Source organism: Pseudoduganella sp. GW821-FHT12E03, assembly GCF_058807115.1.
Genome location: NZ_JBXAQJ010000002.1, coordinates 88521 through 106985 on the forward strand (window position 1 = coordinate 88521; position 18465 = coordinate 106985).

Annotated in this window: 12 protein-coding genes; 4 read left to right on the forward strand and 8 right to left on the reverse strand. The window is 63.2% G+C overall.

The genetic code is table 11. From position 1 onward, the window contains the following. Positions 1-5 precede the first annotated feature (5 nt). Positions 6-2579 (reverse strand): ATP-binding protein, encoded by a 2574-nt coding sequence (locus AC1RRC_RS04225; RefSeq protein ID WP_493054011.1) that lies wholly within the window; start codon positions 2577-2579, stop codon positions 6-8. Positions 2580-2640: 61 nt separating this feature from the next. After that, the gene (locus AC1RRC_RS04230) at positions 2641-4053 is read right to left on the reverse strand and encodes an aspartate kinase (RefSeq protein ID WP_493054012.1); all 1413 of its coding nucleotides are present in this window, start codon (positions 4051-4053) and stop codon (positions 2641-2643) included. A gap of 161 nt (positions 4054-4214) precedes the next feature. Between AC1RRC_RS04230 and AC1RRC_RS04235 the strand changes: the two genes are divergently transcribed. Continuing rightward, entirely contained in the window at positions 4215-5600 is a 1386-nt protein-coding gene (locus AC1RRC_RS04235; protein ID WP_493054013.1) for a Fic family protein, read from the forward strand. Between the two features lie 7 nt (positions 5601-5607). On the opposite strand, the gene AC1RRC_RS04240 is transcribed toward AC1RRC_RS04235, so the two are convergent. Continuing rightward, positions 5608-8220: a TonB-dependent receptor gene (locus AC1RRC_RS04240; protein WP_493054014.1), complete on the reverse strand. Its 2613-nt coding sequence runs from the start codon at positions 8218-8220 to the stop codon at positions 5608-5610. A 164-nt stretch (positions 8221-8384) separates the two neighbouring features. Here AC1RRC_RS04240 and AC1RRC_RS04245 point away from each other — a divergent pair, with 164 nt between their 5' ends. From AC1RRC_RS04245 to AC1RRC_RS04255, 3 genes are all read left to right on the forward strand, one after another. Beyond that, entirely contained in the window at positions 8385-9704 is a 1320-nt protein-coding gene (locus AC1RRC_RS04245; protein ID WP_493054015.1) for a sensor histidine kinase, read from the forward strand. Further along, positions 9701-10345, forward strand: a complete 645-nt coding sequence (locus tag AC1RRC_RS04250) for a response regulator transcription factor (RefSeq protein WP_493054016.1) — start codon at positions 9701-9703, stop codon at positions 10343-10345. Before AC1RRC_RS04245 ends, AC1RRC_RS04250 begins: the two co-directional genes overlap by 4 nt. 111 nt (positions 10346-10456) lie before the next feature. Next, positions 10457-10849, forward strand: coding sequence for a hypothetical protein (locus tag AC1RRC_RS04255; protein WP_493054017.1), 393 nt, complete (start codon positions 10457-10459; stop codon positions 10847-10849). Positions 10850-10909: 60 nt separating this feature from the next. On the opposite strand, the gene AC1RRC_RS04260 is transcribed toward AC1RRC_RS04255, so the two are convergent. The 5 genes from AC1RRC_RS04260 to AC1RRC_RS04280 form a co-directional block, all read right to left on the reverse strand. Further along, on the reverse strand, positions 10910-11788 hold the full coding sequence (locus AC1RRC_RS04260) for a cupin-like domain-containing protein (protein WP_493054018.1): 879 nt from the start codon (positions 11786-11788) through the stop codon (positions 10910-10912). Beyond that, the gene (locus AC1RRC_RS04265; RefSeq protein ID WP_493054019.1) at positions 11785-13617 is read right to left on the reverse strand and encodes an AI-2E family transporter; all 1833 of its coding nucleotides are present in this window, start codon (positions 13615-13617) and stop codon (positions 11785-11787) included. Before AC1RRC_RS04265 ends, AC1RRC_RS04260 begins: the two co-directional genes overlap by 4 nt. A gap of 62 nt (positions 13618-13679) precedes the next feature. Continuing rightward, positions 13680-15455, reverse strand: a complete 1776-nt coding sequence (locus tag AC1RRC_RS04270) for a putative bifunctional diguanylate cyclase/phosphodiesterase (protein ID WP_493054020.1) — start codon at positions 15453-15455, stop codon at positions 13680-13682. Positions 15456-15596: 141 nt separating this feature from the next. Next, entirely contained in the window at positions 15597-16109 is a 513-nt protein-coding gene (locus tag AC1RRC_RS04275; RefSeq protein WP_493054021.1) for an ankyrin repeat domain-containing protein, read from the reverse strand. A 91-nt stretch (positions 16110-16200) separates the two neighbouring features. Next, positions 16201-18429, reverse strand: a complete 2229-nt coding sequence (locus tag AC1RRC_RS04280) for an NADP-dependent isocitrate dehydrogenase (protein ID WP_493054022.1) — start codon at positions 18427-18429, stop codon at positions 16201-16203. Positions 18430-18465: the final 36 nt, after the last annotated feature.

An 18465-nucleotide genomic window follows, 5' to 3' on the forward strand; every position in this document is an offset into this window, starting at 1 on the left:
TTGAATCAGCTCGGCGGGCTTTCCGTTCGCATTGCTTCGGGTGGCGCACGATACCGTTCCACCAAGGCCATGATGGCCTTGGATTGATAGCTGTCCGCAAGGCGCCGAAGGCGTGACGCGAAGGGACGGTAGCGCTGGTCCAGCTGTTCCAGGTAATCGGCGCGCGCCCTGATCATCGCCATGTTGCCCAGCCTGGCCAGCCCGTACAGCGTTTCGATTTCGTCCGGTGGAGGGGCGGTGAAATCCCCGGTGTCGGCCGCTTTCTCCAGTCCTGCCTCGTCGTGAATCCAGGCCAGGGACAGCAAATTGCCGATGGTTTCCAGCAGCAGGTCATGTTCGATGGGTTTGGGAATGAAGGCGCTGGCGCCGGCTTCCATGTTTTTCGCCTCATCGTCGCGGCTCGCACTGGCCGTAACGATGATGATGGGAATGCCGGCGAACTCCGGCATGCGGCGTATCCTGCGCGTCGCTTCCCGGCCATCCATGACCGGCATCATGACATCCATCACGATGAGATCAGGGAGGACGGCATCGAGCATTTCCAGGCATTCCGCGCCATTGGCCGCATCGACGGCGTCGAAACCGAGCGGTTGCAAGACTTCGAGCAGCATGGCGCGATTGTGCGGCACGTCATCCACGACCAGTATTTTTTTGCGCGGGCCCGCATAACCGACTATCCGCGCCGGTGCCGGCAGTGCGGTCAACAGGGGAGTGGCAAGTGGCAGGTCCAGCTCAAACCAGAACAGGCTGCCCTTGCCCAATTCGCTGCATACCTGGATAGTCCCGCCCATCAGCCGAATCAGTTGCTGGCTGATGGCCAGGCCAAGGCCCGTGCCCGCTTCGCGCCGCCGTATATCGCCGACCTGTTCAAACGGTTGGAAGATGCGTGTGAGCTGTTCATCGCTCATGCCGATACCGTTGTCCTTCACTTCGAAGCGCAGCCGGACCGTGGCTTGGTCGTTCCCTGCGGCCCCTGCGGCCACAATGCGCTGTACGCCCAGGACGACTTCGCCCTGGTCGGTGAACTTCACCGCATTGCCCAAAAGGTTGAGTAGCACCTGGCGCAAGCGCTTGGCGTCCACGTTGACCGCCGCGGGCAGGTCCGGCGCGGCCTGGAACTCGAACGACAGGTCTTTCTCGTCCGCCTTGACGCGGATGATGGCGTCAACCATGCGAAGAAGGTCGGCAAGATCGACATCGGTGGGATCCAGGTGCAACTTGCCGGCTTCAACGCGCGCCAGGTCGAGGATATCGTTGATGAGCGTGAGCAGGTGGTGACCGCTTTCATGGATCGTCGCCAGGCCTGCGGTCTGCCGCGTCGACAAGTGCGGATCCCGCTGCAGGATTTGTGCATAGCCGAGGATGGCGTTCAGCGGTGTGCGCAATTCATGGCTCATCTGCGCCAGGAATTCGCTGCGCTGGCGCGCCAGCCGCACCGCTTCGGCCAGCGCCGTTTCGCGTGCATCTTCGGCCGCCTTGCGCTCGCTGATGTTGCGCGACACGCCCACCATCCCCAGCAGTGTGCCGTCGTCGTCCAGCACCGGGGCCCGGTAGGTTTCCATCCAGACCAGACCGTCCGCGCTGGCGATGGCCTGTTCCACGGTGACGCGTTGGCGCGTCGTGATTACTTCGGTGTCGCTGGCGTGAGAGGGCATGGCCAGTTCGGGTGGCCACAATTCCCGGTCCGACTTGCCCACCATCTCGTCGACGCTGCTCCCGCAGGCCGCGGCTTTGGCCTGGTTGACCGCCAGATAGCGGTAGCCTGTATCCTTGAGCCAGACCCACAGCGGCAACGTGTCGATCAGTGTGCGCAGATAACGGGTTTGCTGGCGCAGTTCGGCGGTGCGGCTTTGCATGGTGACCAAGCCAAGAATGCCGAATCCGATCCACACGGACACCAGATACATCAGAAGTTTTGCCTGCGATATCCATTTTCCCCGGAATTGAATCGACTGCAGCTCGATGGTGATCGGTTGACCAGTCGGGTAGCTTGCCGTTGACAGTTCCACGGCCGTCACGTTGTCAAACCGGGCGTAGCTCTTGGACAGCGGCACCTTGTGTGTGCCGCGCCACCAGTCCGCCGTGCGCAGGACATTGAAGGGAATCGTGACGGTGGGCTGGCCGGCGGGTTCAATTTCAGCTTCGTTATACCGCTGCGAGTTCCATTCTCCAACCGTGGAAAACTCCGGTTCGAAATTCATCAGATGGAGCCGGATATATTGCGGGGACGATGCTGAATAGCGCAAGTTGAGCGCAATCGTGTCGAACTGGGAAAGGTTCACCCCTTTATCGGCGGCGCCGATCAGGAATTGCAGCTTGCAAAAAGGATAAGCAGCGGCCCGCCCCAGCGCGCAGCGCATGATGAAGGCATCGTCGCTGCGAACCAGCGACGAGACCGAGTTACCCTGATCGCGCTGACTGTCATCGGTCACCCTGGCGCCGTGCGGCTGGAGAGGGGATATCTCAATGACCCGGGTCATGCCGAAATGCTGCCAGATCAATAGTGCGGGCGTGAGCAACAACAGACAAGTTATTAAATAATAACTTGTCCTCATCGTGCGGGAGGCTGGCAGATTCATGTTCGGCATTCCGCGAGAGGCCTGCTAAGGATGCGACTCCCCCTGGCCACGCACCGTATCGTCAGGACTGGCCTGCCCCAAAGAAGTGATCGTGAATCGCCTGCAGCGCCAGCTTGCGGTCATTGCGGTCCACCAGCATGTAAGCCGCCACTTCGCTGGCCCCTGCCGCCGCCAGGGTCACGCGCACGCCGCCCGCCAGCGCGGCGGACAAGGCCCGGCTGGCGATCGCGCTGCCGACATTCGACGCATCGAGCACGCCATCGCCGACCACGGCGACGATCGCCACCGCATCGTTGCGGGACACTTCCACCACGCCGGGGATATGGTGTTCCGCCAGCGCCGCATAGGCCGCATCGAGGTGATCGCGCGCCAGCAGGACATTAATGGCGGTTTGCGCCGTCAGCACGCTCTTGATATTGATGCCGTTGCGGTCCAGGGTGGACGTGACTTCCGCCAGGATGCCGGGCTTGAAGCCGACGCCGGGACCGTGCAGTTTCAGGATCGCCACGTCGTCGCTGGACGACACGCTTTTCACCACGTCATGCGTGACGGTGCGCTCGGCATCGATGACGGTAAACGGATGCAGGCCCAGTTCCGGCTTGGTGATGTTCAAAATGCGGATCGGGATGCCCTGGTCGAAAATCGGTTCTACCGTGCGCGGATGCAGGATCTTCGCGCCGAAGTAGGACAATTCCGCCGCTTCCAGGTAGTGCAGCCGCGCGATCGAATGCGGTTTGCCAACGGCGCCCGGATCGGCGCTGAGGAAGCCATCGACATCCTTCCACACGTCCAGCGATTCGGCGCCGATGCAGCGCGCAATCGAGGCGGCGGAATAGTCGGAACCGCCCCGGCCGAACAGGGTCGGCTTGCCTTCGCGGCTGACGCCATAAAAGCCTGGCACCACCACCACGCCGTCGCCGGACAAGGCTTGCGACACCGGTCCGGTGCTGGCGTCGAAGTCGCAGGCGGCGTTGCCGAAGACGCCATCGGACACCAGCCCGATATCTTCCGGCAGCGCTTCGCGCGCATTGATGCCACGGCTTTGCAGCACATCGGCCAGCAGCAGGCTCGACAGGCGTTCACCATAACTGAGGATGGCGTCGTTGACGAAGTCCGGCACGTCGCCTATGTAATGGATGCCGGTCAGGTAGCGCGTCAGCTGGTCCAGCCGCGCATTCAACGCCGCCTCGGTTTTCGCGCGCTGCGCCGGATCCTTGATGTTGGCTTCGAGGATTTCTTTTTTCAGCGCACGCAGCGCCAGCGTGTAATCCTGGCTTTCTTCCAGCGCCGAGATGGTGCCGGCGCCCTTGCGGGCGGCCTGCACGCAATCGATCAGCGCATTGGTGATGCCGTAGAAGGCTGACACCACCAGCACCAGCGGGCGGTTATAGGTTTGCACCACATCGGCCACGCGGTCGATGTCTTCCGGCCGCCGCAGGTTGGAGCCTCCGAATTTCACGACGATTTTTTTCATTTTCATATTCCCGCTGGGCAAAAGTGCAGTATAGCGGGATTCCCGGTGCAATCGATGTCGCGATATGTCGCGATATGTCGCCATACACGGTTTTACTGCGAGTTTTACGTCGCGATAGTAGAATTGCGACACCGATGTCGCGATACTGCCCTGAAGAGACGATGAACACACCATCCTTACCCGCATATTTGAAAGCGGTCCTTGACGTTGTCGGGACATTTTCCGATGGTGTAACGCTGGAAGAAATCGAAGCGGCCTTGCCTGCACCGCCGACGCGGCGCACGCTGCAACGCTGGCTGGCAAATCTCATCGAGCGACAGTTGTTGCTGCGGAATGGCTCCGCGCGCGCAATCCGTTACCATCATTACGGTCCGATCTCTTCCGAAGCGGTGCGCCACCCGGATGATGTCATGGAAGCATCGTCTTCGATTCCTTTGTCCGATGCGGCACGGGAAGTGGGGGCGTACGTCACACAACCGCTGACGAAGCGTGAGCCTGTTGGCTATAACCGCCAGTTCCTCGATGCGTATCGGCCGAACGAAACGTTTTACCTGTCTGACGAGATGCGGGCAGCCTTGCTGAAGCAAGGGCAGTCGGTCGCGTCCGACGAACCTGCCGGAACGTATGCGCGGCAAATTGCCAATCGTCTGTTGATTGACCTGTCCTGGAATTCCAGCAGGCTTGAAGGAAACACGTATTCGTTGCTGGAAACTGAGCGTTTGCTGTCCGCCGGCGTGGCCATCGATGGCAAGGATGCGCAAGAAACCCAGATGATTCTCAATCACAAAGGCGCCATTGAATTCCTGATCGAGTCGGCGGGGGAAATCGGTTTTAACCGCTATACGGTCATGAACCTTCATGCCTTACTGTCCGATAATTTGCTGCAAGACCCGACGGCCGGTGGCCGAATCCGCGCGATACCTGTTGGTATTGGGCGCACGGTGTTTGTCCCGCTGGCAGGACCACAATTGATCGAGGAGTGTTTTGCACAGGTACTCGATACGGCTGCGGCCATTCGCGATCCATTTGAGCAGGCTTTCTTTGCCATGGTGCACCTGCCTTACTTGCAGCCCTTCGAAGACGTCAATAAGCGGCTCTCGCGACTGGTGGCGAATATCCCTTTTATTCAACGGAACCTTTGTCCGCTCTCGTTTGTCGACGTGGAGCAAGCGCTGTATATCAGCGCGGTCCTTGGCGTTTATGAATTGAATCGGGTGGAATTGCTGCGTGACGTGTTTGTCTGGGCCTACAAGCGTTCGTGTGCCCGCTACTCTGCTGTGCGCCAGTCATTAGGAGAGCCAGACCCGTTCCGTTTGCGGCATCGCCAGTTGATTATGGATACGGTGGCGCACGTGGTGCGTCTGCGGCTTGGTAAAAGCGAGGCGGTACGGTTTGTTCGCGAGCAGGCGGAACATGCCTTGGGCAGCGAGGAGCGGCAGAGGTTCGTCGAGGTTGTGGAGACGCAATTGATGGCGCTGCACGAGGGAAGCATTGCCCGCTACCGCTTGCGGCCCAGCGAATATCACGCCTGGGCCGCCGGCTGGTAAGGAAGGGCTACTTCCCAAACTCATACCGCAACCCCAACCGCACCATGCGCGGCGCGCCGGGGGCGTAAAACGTGGACGACATCAACGTCGCATTGTCGCCCTGCGCCGCATAGGGACGGGCAATGAAGTTGCCGTTGGCCGTGAACGCGGTGGCGCCCAGTTGCGCGGCGGTGGCGTAACGCTTGCCGAACAGGTTGCCGATGTGGGCAAACACGGTCAGGCGCGGTGTGGCGCGGTAGCGGGTATCTAAGTCGAACACCGCGTACCCGGACGACTTGCCGGGTCCCAGGAAGTATTTGCCATCGGCCTGGTGCCGCCCGTTTTCATTGCCGCGCGCGGTGGCGCCGGACACCGCCTGCAAGCCCAGGCCCACTTTCCACGCCGGCGTCACTTGCCAGTCCAGGTTCGCCTTCAGGATATGGGCCGGGACCAGCGGCAGCCGGTCGCCGGGATGGATCGCGATGTTGCCATCGGCATCCTTGCTGCTGTTGGCGGCGCCGTTCACCAGTTCGGCGCTGCGGAAGGTGGCATCGAGCCACGTGTAGCTGGCCGAATACGTCACGGCGCCGAGGGCGCCATCGATGCCCAGTTCCAGCCCCTGGCGGCGGGTCTTGCCGAAGTTGCGGAAGTAGCCGAAGCCGGCGGCGTCGTCGGCCACGAACAGGATGTCGCCGGTATTGGCGGCGCGGAACAAGCCTGCGTGCCATTGCAGGCCGGCGCCGGAGTTGCCTGCGCCGCCGCGCATGCCGGCTTCCCAGGTCCGGGTCACCACTTGCCGCAGCGGCGGATCGCCCGCCATCGCGTTGGGCAGCTTGCACGGGTTGGCCGGGTCGGCGCAGCCCAGTTCCACCGCGGTCGGGGTGCGGCTGCCTTCACTGTAGCCGCCATAGACGGTGGCCTGCGGCGACCAGTCCCAGGTGGCGCCCAGCGCCGGATTGAGGCGGCGGAAGTGGTGGTCGCCATCGAGCGAACCGCCGCCGCCGCCCGGCGTGATGCGGTCGCGGTTATGCACGGTGGTGCGGTTGTAGCGGCCGGACAGGGTCACGTGCAAGCGGTCGGTGATGCCGACGGTATCGGTTGCATACAAGCTCCAGGTCCGTGTCCGTCCCTGCAGGTCGACGCGCATGTCGATGGGATGGCCATCGTCATCGGTTTGCGTGCCATCGGCATAAAAATCCACCGGCTCGATGCCTCGGCCGGGATTGACGTAGCCGAATTGCGCGGTTTGCCGGAAATCCGCACGGCTGGCGTCATGGGCCGCGCCGATGGCGACACGGTGCCGCAGCGCGCCAGTTTTGCCCTGAGCGGCAAGTTGTCCGCTGAAACCCCATTGCTGTTGCTTGGTGGCGGTACGGTTGATCAGGCCATTGCATTTTTCCGCCGGTTCATCCCGCAGCAAGACATTGGCGATGCAGCGCCAGTGAGGGAAGGGCGTGTTGGCCGCATTGGCGCCGCTGGCGGGAAAACCCGTGTAGCCGGCGGCCGCCAGCGCGTTGCGTTCGGCCACGCCGGGCTGGTACAGCGACTGGTCCAGCGCATCGTCATTGATGTCGCCGTTGTAAGTCGTGGTGCGGATCTTTCGGTGATACGCGTTGCCGGACAGTTGCAGCGCGCTCGATAAGCGATGGCTGCCGCTCAGCGTGAGCAGCATGGCGCGGTTGCTGGTCTCATCGGGTTTGGTGTACACGCCGCGGTAGTCTTGCAGCAGCAGGCGCTGTTCCTGCAAGCCGTTGCCGGTCAGGCGGGAATTGGCCAGCGCGGCGGAAATGGCCACCTCGGTCCCGACATCGGCCCAGCCCAGTTTGCCGAACAGCTGGCCGACGCGCGAGGGAGAATCGTCGCGCCAGCCGCGTTCCTTGAAGCCATTGCCCGTGACAAACCAGTGCAGACCCCCGCCATCGTGGCCGCCATGTTCGAATTCCACGGTGCGGCGGCCATGGCGCCCGGTTTGCGCCTGCAGCGATGTCCCCGCGTGGTCGCGGCCATCCTTGGTGTGCATGGCCAGTGCGCCGCCCAGCGTATTCAAGCCAAACAGGGGATTGGAACCCGGCATCAGGCTGGCGCCGGCCATCGCGGCGCGCGGGATCAGGTCCCAGCTGACCACGTCGCCAAACGGCTGGTTCAGGCGCACGCCGTCGACATAGACCGACAAGCCTTGCGCCGTGCCCAGTAACGGCGACGCGGTGAAGCCACGGTAGCCGACGTCGGCCTGGAATGGGTTGCCCTGGATATCGTTGATGACGATGCCGCCCAGGCGGCGGTTCAGCAAGTCCGGCACGCTGGCGTACGCAGGATCGTCGAGCAGGGGCGCGCCCAGCGATTGCAACTGGGCCGGGACTTGCCGGTACGGCAGCGCGGCGCCGGGCAACGGCGTGGCGCTGATGACCACCACGGCGGCGGGGGCCACGGCAGCCGCGCCGGCCGCACCCGTCATACCAGCCACACTGGCGCCACCGGCCGCGCCAGCGGTACTTGCCGCCTCGGCGGCATCCGGCGCGGCAACCGCCGCCGGAGCCGCTGTCGCCGTGCATTGCCAGCAGACGGCCAGCATGGCGGCGATCACGGTCAATCGGCATTGCCGTCCCGGCGCGGCGCCCGGTGGTGGGTTCAGCTGGTTCATGCTTTTGTCTCCCGATGTTGACACCGCTGTGGCGGCGTTGGTTTATGGCGCCGATTATTCCGGCACAGGCATGACGGCCGCTAGGGAAAAATTCCCGCTGTCGTTTCCGCTGATGCGCTGGCACGGGAGTTGCACTCATCCGTGACAAACAATCGGAGGAAACCATGGACTTGCGCCGCCGCCTGACCGCGACACTGGGCTTGATGCTGGCTTGCCTGATGGCTGTTGCCACGGTGATCCAGTTTTATTCACTGCGTTCCGATATCGATGCGGAAATCAGTGCGTCGGCGCGGATGGTCAACCTGCTGCTGGCGGCGGAAAGCGGCGGCAGCGCCATGGCGGCGCAGTTGCCGGAAACTGGCATCCGCCACTTGCGCATCCGCGCCGCCGGGCAGCCTGCGGCGCCGGTGGCTATGCAGTCCGTCACCCACCCTCTGCTGACCTGGCTGGGCATGGCGCCGCCGGTGCAGGGCGAACGGGAAATCCATCTCGGCGGCCAGACCCTGTACATTTCCTCCAACCCCGGCTCGGAAATCAGTGAGCGCTGGCGTGACACTGTGCGAATTTGGCACACCCTGTTGTTCTTTTCCGGCACAACCTTGCTGGCGGTGTGGTGGGCGGCGGACCGCGCATTGCGGCCGGTGCGGGCGCTGGAAGAGGGCTTGCAGCGGCTGGCGCGGGGTGAAACCGACCCGGACCTGCCGCCATTCGCGCTGCGCGAATTCCGCCAGGTGGCTTGCGCCATCGAGCAACTGGCCGGCGCCCTGGCTGAATCGCGCGCCGCGCAGCAGGTGCTGGCCCGGGATCTGATCTCGGTGCAGGAAAATGAACGCAAGGCGCTGGCGCGTGAACTGCACGATGACATGGGCCAGACCCTGACCGCGCTCAACGCCACGGCGGCGCACCTGGCGCGCAACGCGGCAAAGCTGGCGCCGGGTGACGTGGCGGAATGCGCCAACGAGATGCGCCACGATATCCGCGCCAGCGGCGAACAATTGCGCGCCATGCTGGCATCGCTGCGCCCGCACGGCTTGCATGCCAGTGGCGTCATGCGGGCACTGGGCGACCTGGTGGAAAGCTGGCAGGGACGCGGCACCGGCATTGCCTTTTCCATGGCGGCGCCGGACACGGTGCCCGAGGTGGCGGACATTACGGCGCTGACCTTGTACCGCGTGGTGCAGGAAGCCGTGACGAATGTGGTGCGCCATAGCCACGCCAGCCATTGCGCCATCACGCTGACGTGCATGCCGGGGCAATTGCGGGTGGAGGTGGCGGACAATGGCATTGGTCTACAGGCGACAGGCATGGTTACGGCCTGGCGCGGCGGCTTGCTCGGCATGCGCGAGCGGGTGGAAATGGCCGGCGGCGCGTTGTCGCTGCTGCCGAATGGCGACGGCGGATTGCAGCTGGCGGCGCGGCTGCCGGTTCAATGTACAGGCGCCGGCGGCGAACAAGCCCTGCCGGCCGAAGGAGCACTGGCATGATACGAATGATCCTGGTCGACGACCACGCGGTGGTCCGCAACGGCTATCGCCGCCTGCTGTCGGCGGAACCGGATTTCCAGGTGGTGGGGGAGGCCGCCAGCGCCGGCGAGGCCAATGCAGTGGTGCAGCAGGCGCAGCCCGACGTGGCGCTGGTGGACTTGAGCCTGAAAGGCAGCAGCGGCCTGGAAGCCATCGCCGGCATGCTGGCGCGCCAGCCCGGCTTGCGCATCCTGGTGCTGTCGATGTACAGCAGCCATGGCCACGTCAGCCAGGCGTTGAGGGCCGGGGCGCACGGCTATCTGACCAAACACAGCGAACCGGAAGACGTGATCGACGGCATCCGCCAGGTGATGCGGGGCCGGCGGGCTTTTTCCGCCGACGTGCGCAGTGCGGCGCTGGCCGATGAATCGGGTGGCGATGCGTTGCGGCACCTGACTCCGAGGGAATTCGAAGTACTGCGCCAACTGGTGCACGGGGAATCCGCGCACAGCATCGCGTCGGCCATGCATTTGAGCCCGAAGACCGTGCTTAATTACCTGACCCTGATCCGGCAAAAGCTGGCGGTCGATAACGATTTCAAGTTGATGCACCTGGCGGCGCAAACGGGGATGGTGGAATTCGGCGGGGCCACGGTGGCGTGAGCGCCGGCTTGGCATGCGGACACATTTGCTTGCATCTTTTTCATTGCCAGGAGGTTGTGAAAAAAACCACCATGCGTACAATCGAAAATTCCTGAATGCAACGAGATCCCCATGAAACAATTGACCGTGTTATTTGCCTTGTTGCTCGCGGGCGTGGCCCACGCCGACAGCAACAGCCTGTGCAAACCCGTGTGTGAAACCGAGAAGCGCGAATGCCGCAGCCATGCGGCATCGGTGGCGGAAGACGACAAGCTGCCGTTGTTATCGATGGAAGACAGGAACCCGAATGCGCGGGTCGCGCGGGGGCTGGCGGACAAGCCGAGCGATGCCCAGGCGCGGCAGGGTTATGAAAGCCGCCGCTTGCGCGAGCAGCGCACGTGCGATACGCAATACCTGCGCTGCGTGCAGGCTTGCGCAAAACAGGCGGCCCCAAAGCAGGAAACGCCTAAGCAGGAAACGCCTAAGCAGCCGGCGCCGGGGGCGGATGCGCCCAGGCAGAATTAAGCGGGGCAGGAACCGGCCAGTGCGGGGCAACCGTCATATGCCCTGATGGCCATTGCGGGATCAAGGCGGCAGCGTTGCATCGCCCTGCAAGGCAAACGGCACGCCGCGCGCCCAGCGGTTGGCGGACAAGGAAAACGTTTGTGCCCGCACCTGGTGGTACCAGCCGGCCGGCACATACAGCATGTCGCCCGGCTGCACGATGCATTCGATGATCGTGGCCTGGCGCGCCAGCGGGAACTGCTCGTAGTCCGGCGCTTCCGGATCGAACGGTGAACCGAACAGCATGGCGTTGGCTTCGCGCGGGTAGAGGAAGGCGTCGTGATGGGGCGGCGCCAGGAAAATGCGTTTGGTGCCCCAGATCTGCGCAAAGATATTGTCGTCGTAATCGCAGTGCAGCGGCGTCACGGTTTTCGCCGGACCGATCCAGAAACGCGCCGGCCCCATCTTGCCGAAGTAGGTCGGCCAGTGGCACAGGTGGTTCAATTCCCGCAATTCCAGGTTGCCGACATAGGGCGGCAAGTCCGATGCCTCCGCCGACGACAGGTCCAGGTAATCGAGCATCGACATGTCGTGCATGGCGCGGTCCGGCGCGAAGGCCGTGTTGACGTAATCGCCGACCCGCGCACGCACGTGCAAATGGCCATATTGTTCGCGCAGCTGTTGCGGCGTGAGTCCGCACAGCGGCCAGCGGTCGACGATGCCTTCGATCAGGAATGGCAAGCCTTCGCCGGCCCGTGCCCGGAATACGGCCGCGCCAGGCTTCTTCAGGCGAGGAACCGACGTGATGGCCGGGGCCACCCGGCTGGCCTGCTTGATGGCGTCGCGCATCTGCTGGATCGAGGCGACGCCGCGGATTTGCGCGGCTTTGTGTTCCCGGGCCGCGCGCACGGCGGCGGAGTTTTCCGGCAACGGCGGCAGGGTGGGGCGCGGGTCCGTCATGTGCCGCTCTCTACAAACGCGCGCGCCTGTTCGAACGATTGCACCACCAGGTCGACCGATTTCTCCACTTCCGGCTGGCGCGCGATCTTGCCGTCGAGCTGCAGTTTCAATACCACGATGCACGCGTGCGGCATGGCCGTGCGCAGGTCCGCCACGGCATCGAGCCACGCTGCCACGCTGGTCTCTTCCGGATAGGGCAGGATCACGGTCGAAACCAGCTGTGCCTTGTCTTCGCCGGGATTGTCTTCCGGGCGGTTCAGCACCACGCTGCGCGCATCGGCGCCGCCTTCGGCCAGCGCGCGCACCAGCAGCTCCGACAGGAAGTCTTCGCGGTCGGAACCCAGTCCCGCGCACAAGGTCACCGAGCGGGCCGGGACGTCGAGCGAGCCTTGCCACTGGCCGGTGCGGGCCTGGCGCAGCTTGCGCAAGTGCGAACCGATATTCTTGTCCATCAGCGGCACGCGCTTGCGCTTGCAGGGCCCGTCGGCGGAGGGCGCGGAGATTTCTTCCGTGACTTCGACAATAGTCTTGCGCAACTGGTCCAGCTGGCCGTCGCCGACCTTGCCGCTTTCGATTTCCGGCACCGCCATCGCCATGCCGGGAATTAAGACCTTGTCGCAATAGGCCGCCAGGCTGCCCCGTTTCAGGCGGGCCTGGCCATCGCGCACGATGGCGGCGATATCGCCGGCCAGCGCGCGCTGGTAAAAGCGCTGAGCCGCGCCCACGCTGGGCGCCGCGCCCAGCAACGTCGTCAGCGGCGACAGCGCCTGCACGTGGCGGCCCGCCACCACCAGGCACAAGGTCAATGGCGTGGACAGGATCAGGCCGACCGGACCCCACAAGGTGCCCCACACCAGCGCCGCGACAATCACCGCCAGCGGCGACAGTCCGGAGGAATGGCCGTACACGCGCGGCTCGACCAGGTAAGCCACGCCTACTTCCAGCACCAGGAACAGCGCCATGCAGGTCAGCGCCAGGGTCCAGCCGGGATCGACGGCGGCCGCGAACATGGCGATCAGGGAACCGGCAATCAGCATGCCGAGGTAAGGTACGAAGCGCAGCACGCCGGACAACATGCCCCACAGGAAGGCGTGCGGCAGCCCCAGTAGCCAGAGCGTGACGGCGATCGACAGCCCGAAGGCGGCGTTGACGACGATTTGCGCAAAGAAGAAGCGGGAAATGCCCTGCGCCGCGTCGGCCAGGGTTTGCATGGTGCGGCTGATGGCGGTGTCGCCCGCCAGCCGTATCAGGCGGTCTTGCAGCGATTCATGCTCCAGCGAGATAAAGATGAACAGCACCAGCACGATGCCGGCCTTGCCGAGCGGGCCTGAAATCTGCGACAGCAGCCTGCCGGCGGTGTCTTGCACGCTGGGGCGGGGCTGGGCGCCCGTCACGCCGGGCTGCGCCGGCGCCGTGGCGCGGACGCCGCCAGCGGCTGCCGGCGCGGCATACAGCGCGCCCGGCACGTCCACGACTTGCAGCCGCGCTTCCAGGGTGGCCAGCGGACGTTCCGCCAGGCGCTGCAATTGCCGGGTCTTGGCCCGCAATTCCTTGCGGTAGCTGGGTAAATCATCGGTCAGGCTGGCAAATTGGCCGACCATCACGGCTCCCAGCCCGGCCAGCACCAGCGCCGCCATGATGACGGTGACCAGGGTGGCGGGCGCGCGGCTCAGGCCCAGGCGCGTAAAGCGGCGCGTCAGCGGCGCCACGGCGGCACTGAGGATGGCGGCCAGCGCCAGGGATTGCAGCACGTCGCGGCCAAAATACAGGATGGCCAGCAGGCAGGTGGCGCTGATGATGTAGAGCGGGCGGGTGGGCAGGGTGGACATCGGCGTGACGAATGGTGTGAGCCCGTCATTGTAACTGCGCCACCCGCCGTGGCACAGGGGTGTCAGTTCACGGCGCAGGCCTGCGCATGAGCGATAAACGCATCCGGCGGCAAGGGCTTGGCAAAATGGTAACCTTGCGCGATCTGGCATCCCCAACTGCGGATCAGGTCCAGCGACTGCCCGGTTTCCACGCCCTCGGCCACCACGTCATAACCCAGTTCCCGCGCCAGCGCGATCAGCGAGCGCACAATGCGCTGGTCGCGTTCGCTGGTGTGCACGTTGCGGATCAGCGACTGGTCCACCTTGATGACGGTGGCGGGAATTTTTTGCAGGTAGGCGAAATTGCTGTAACCGGTGCCGAAATCGTCCAGCGCCAGGCTCATGCCCATGGCGCGGATGGTATTGAGCGTTTGCAGGATGCCGGGGCTTTCCATCCAGATGCCTTCCGTGCATTCCACTTCCACGTAACGGGGATCGAGGCCGAATTCTTCGCAGGCGCCGCGCAGGCGGTCGCAAATATCCGGTTCTTCAAAGTTGTAGGCGGACAGGTTGATGGCAATCTTGATGCGGTGGCCGGCGCAGTGCCATGCCGCCGTCTGCCGGATCGCGGTGCGGATCACCCACGCGGTCAAGGGGCCGATCAACGCGGTTTTTTCCACCAGCGGGATGAATTCCGCCGGGGAGACAAAGCCCAGTTCCGGATGCTGCCAGCGCAGCAGCGCTTCGGCCGCCTGGCAGGCGCCGTTATGCGCATCGTGCTTGGGCTGGTACAGCAGGTGGAACGCGTTGTTGGCGATGCTGTGCTGCACGCTGTTCAATAAGCGGAAGGCGCGCTGCTGCCCCTGGTCGGACTGCGTGTCGTAGCTGCGCCAGCGCTGCTGCGCCAGCAAGGCCTGGTTGACGGCGGCCGACGCCTTGCGGGGCGCATCCATCGACGAGCTTGGGCACAATTTAAAGGGTACGATGCCGCCAAAGCTGGCCAGATTCAACGGGACATTCATGTCCATCAGCGGTTCCTGCAATGCGGGTTCCAGGCCGTGGGCAAAGGCAATGAAGCCGTCGGTATCCGCATCGCGCGACAGCACGGCAAAGCGGGCATCGGTGATGTGATACACGGTGCCTTTATTGCGGAACAGGGCGGCGAGCTTGCGCGCCACGCCACGGATCAAGTCATCGTAGACCGTGATCCCCAGCACGCTGGCGATTTCAAACGCTTTCGACGCGTCGGGCATGTCGACATACAGCAGCACGCGCTGTTCGCCCTCGGCGACGGCGCCTTGCTCATTCAAGTCTTCATCGAGCTGGAATTTGTTCGGCATGCCGGTGACGGCGTCGACATGGCCGACGGCGCGGCGCAACTCGATATGCGCGATCACCAGCGCCGCCAGGCCTTGCAGCTGGCCGCGCTGCGCGGCGGTAAAGGGCTGCGGTTGCTGCGCGATCACGCACAGGGCGCCGACCGCATAACCGGCGCTGGTCAGCAGCGGCGCGCCGGCATAAAAACGGATCCGGTCCGGACCGGTGACGGCGGGATTGTTGCGGAAGCGTTCGTCCAGCAAGGTGTCTTCGATGACCAGCACGTCGGCGCCACGGATCGTGTGGTTGCAAAACGATGCTTCGCGCGAGTCGCCTGGCGTGCAAAAGCCGGCGCTGGCCTTGAGCCACTGGCGGTCGCGGTCGATCAGCGAAATATACGCGCCCGGCATGTTGAACATGTCCATCGCCAGCCGCGTGACGCCGTCGAAGTAATCGCTGGTCTGGCTGTCGAGGATGCCGAGTTTTTCCAGCGCGGCGACGCGTTCTTCTTCGCTGTTACGCGGCATCAGTTGCGGGTCCATGGTGTGCGGGCCTTTTGCTCTGTGGAATCGAGCAACTTTACCATACCGGATTTTAGTAAGGAATATCGCGAATTCGCGCTGGTTATGGCGGGGTAGTGGCTTTTAGTGACACTGCGCCGTGAGACCACGATGCCCCTGGGGTCAGGTTTTTAAGATCGAGCGCAGGTATTGCTGGCACTCCAGCGGAACGCGATGAATGTTCGCGTAGTCCAGTGCATCAAGGGGATATTCCCCGTCTTCCTCAGTGACAGCGCGCACGTTGCAGCCGCGTGCCACCAGGAGTTGAAGCAACGCCAGATCGCCACGACTGCATGCCTTGAGGAATGGTGTTTTTTCCATATAGCCGCGCATTTCCATGTCCGCGCCTGCATCAAGCAGCAGGGTGACAATCTCGGTTGCCGCGCAAGGATTGTGGCTGACCACATCGATTGCGCAGAGCAACGGTGTATCGCGGTCTGAATTTTGTACATTGACATCTGCGCCGCTTGAAAGCAGTAATCGAACTGTTTCAGTTTGCAACCTGCGGCAGGCGACAGTGAGCAAATAGTCGCCAAACTCGTCCGGATTGTTGACGTGAAGCGTCGGCAGCATGTGCGCGAGATCGGCCGCTGGCATATCCCATATCAGCGCAGCGTAACAGATGTCGGTGGTCATGTTGATGGCGCCTAAGGAGTGACGACACGGTAACTGTAAAAAAGCAGCCCGGCTTTCACCGGGCTGCCTGTCTCACGCTACAACGCGACGCTTAGATCGTGTTCAGCGCAGCATTGAAGGTCGCGCTAGGACGCATTGCCGCCGAAGTCTTCTCCGGGCTAGGGAAGTAGTAGCCGCCGATGTCGACTTCCTTGCCTTGCACGGCATTGAGTTCTTCGACGATCTTGGCTTCGTTTTCCGTCAGCGACTTGGCCAGCGGTGCGAACTTGGCGGCCAGTTCCGCGTCGTCGGTTTGCGCCGCCAGCGCCTGTGCCCAGTACAGCGACAGGTAGAAGTGGCTGCCACGGTTGTCCAGTTCACCGGTGCGGGTCGATGGCGATTTGCGGTTGTCCAGCAGTTTGCCGGTGGCGTCGTCCAGGGTCTTGGCCAGCACTTTGGCTTTCGCGTTGCCGGTCTTGATGCCCAGGTCTTCCAGCGATGCGCCCAGCGCCAGGAACTCGCCCAGCGAATCCCAGCGCAGGTGGTTTTCTTCCACCAGCTGCTTGACGTGCTTCGGAGCGGAACCGCCCGCGCCGGTTTCGTACATGCCGCCGCCGGCCATCAGTGGCACGATCGACAGCATCTTGGCGGAGGTGCCCAGTTCCAGGATCGGGAACAGGTCGGTCAGGTAGTCGCGCAGGATGTTGCCGGTCACCGAGATGGTGTCCAGGCCACGGAACGCGCGCTCCAGGGTGTAGCGCATGGCGCGGGTCTGCGACATGATCTGGATATCCAGGCCGGACGTGTCGTGGTCTTTCAGGTACGTCTGTACCTTCTTGATCACTTCATTTTCGTGAGGACGGTAGGAATCGAGCCAGAACACGGCAGGCATGCCGGAGTTGCGGGCGCGGGTGACGGCCAGCTTGACCCAGTCGCGGATCGGCGCGTCTTTCACCTGGCACATGCGCCAGATGTCGCCTTCTTCCACGTTTTGCGTCAGCAGCACTTCGCCGGTGGCCAGGTCAACGATGTTGGCCACGCCGGCTTCCGGTACTTCGAAGGTCTTGTCGTGCGAACCGTATTCCTCGGCTTGCTGCGCCATCAGGCCCACGTTCGGCACGGTGCCCATGGTGGTCGGGTCGAAGTTGCCGTGCCATTTGCAGAAGTTGATCATCTCCTGGTAGATGCGGGCAAAGGTCGACTCGGGCATGACAGCCTTGACGTCTTTCGGACGGCCGTCGGCGCCCCACATCTTGCCGCCCAGGCGGATCATGGCCGGCATCGACGCGTCAACGATGATGTCGTTTGGCGAGTGGAAGTTGGTGATGCCCTTGGCCGAGTCCACCATCGCCAGTTCCGGACGGTTGGCGTGGCAGGCGTGCAGGTCCTTCAGGATTTCTTCCTTCTGGGAGGCCGGCAGTTTTTCAATCTTGTCGTACAGGTTGACCATGCCGTTGTTGACGTTCACGCCCAGTTCTTCGAACGTCTTGGCGTGCTTGGCGAAGGCTTCCTTGTAGAAGATGCGGACGCAGTGGCCGAACACGATCGGGTGCGACACCTTCATCATGGTGGCTTTCACGTGCAGCGAGAACATCACGCCGGTCTTGCGCGCGTCTTCCAGCTGGGTTTCATAGAACTCCAGCAGGGCTTTCTTGCTCATGAACATGCTGTCGATGATTTCGCCGGCTTGCAGCGCGACCTTCGGTTTCAGCACGATGGTGTTGCCGGACGCTGTCAGCAATTCCATCTTGACTTCGCGGGCCTTGTCCAGGGTCATGGACTTTTCGCCGTGGTAGAAGTCGCCGTGGTGCATGTGCGACACGTGGGTGCGCGAAGCCTGGCTCCATTCGCCCATCGAGTGCGGGTTTTTCTTTGCGTACTCTTTCACCGCTTTTGGCGCGCGGCGATCCGAGTTGCCTTCACGCAGGACCGGGTTCACGGACGAGCCGATGCACTTGCCATAGCGGGCTTTCAGTGCTTTCTCTTCGTCGGTCTTCGCATCTTCCGGGAAATCCGGCAGATTGTAGCCGCGCGCTTGCAGTTCGCGCACGCAGGCGATCAGCTGCGCCACGGAAGCGGAAATGTTCGGCAGCTTGATGATGTTGGTTTCAGGCTTGAGGGTCAGCTGGCCCAGTTCGGCCAGGTTGTTTGGCACTTTCTGGTCGTCCGTCAGGAACTCGGGGAACTCGGCCAGCACACGTGCTGCCACCGAGATGTCGCTGGTGACGACATCCACGCCGGCCGGCGCGGTGAATTTCTGAACGATAGGCAGCAGCGAGTAGGTCGCCAGCAGCGGCGCCTCATCGGTCAGCGTGTAGATGATTTTGGAATTCTGGGTCATAGGTTTTCCCTCGTGTGCGGTCGAAGCCCGGGTGGT

Excerpts from the sequence above, each read along its gene's own strand:
- AC1RRC_RS04235 (WP_493054013.1), top strand. The coding sequence starts at position 4,215 with ATGAACACACCATCCTTACCCGCATATTTGAAAGCGGTCCTTGACGTT.
- AC1RRC_RS04260 (WP_493054018.1), bottom strand. The coding sequence starts at position 11,788 with ATGACGGACCCGCGCCCCACCCTGCCGCCGTTGCCGGAAAACTCCGCC.
- AC1RRC_RS04275 (WP_493054021.1), bottom strand. The coding sequence starts at position 16,109 with ATGACCACCGACATCTGTTACGCTGCGCTGATATGGGATATGCCAGCG.
- AC1RRC_RS04265 (WP_493054019.1), bottom strand. The coding sequence starts at position 13,617 with ATGTCCACCCTGCCCACCCGCCCGCTCTACATCATCAGCGCCACCTGC.
- AC1RRC_RS04255 (WP_493054017.1), top strand. The coding sequence starts at position 10,457 with ATGAAACAATTGACCGTGTTATTTGCCTTGTTGCTCGCGGGCGTGGCC.
- AC1RRC_RS04280 (WP_493054022.1), bottom strand. The coding sequence starts at position 18,429 with ATGACCCAGAATTCCAAAATCATCTACACGCTGACCGATGAGGCGCCG.
- AC1RRC_RS04240 (WP_493054014.1), bottom strand. The coding sequence starts at position 8,220 with ATGAACCAGCTGAACCCACCACCGGGCGCCGCGCCGGGACGGCAATGC.
- AC1RRC_RS04250 (WP_493054016.1), top strand. The coding sequence starts at position 9,701 with ATGATACGAATGATCCTGGTCGACGACCACGCGGTGGTCCGCAACGGC.
- AC1RRC_RS04245 (WP_493054015.1), top strand. The coding sequence starts at position 8,385 with ATGGACTTGCGCCGCCGCCTGACCGCGACACTGGGCTTGATGCTGGCT.
- AC1RRC_RS04225 (WP_493054011.1), bottom strand. The coding sequence starts at position 2,579 with ATGAATCTGCCAGCCTCCCGCACGATGAGGACAAGTTATTATTTAATA.
- AC1RRC_RS04230 (WP_493054012.1), bottom strand. The coding sequence starts at position 4,053 with ATGAAAAAAATCGTCGTGAAATTCGGAGGCTCCAACCTGCGGCGGCCG.
- AC1RRC_RS04270 (WP_493054020.1), bottom strand. The coding sequence starts at position 15,455 with ATGGACCCGCAACTGATGCCGCGTAACAGCGAAGAAGAACGCGTCGCC.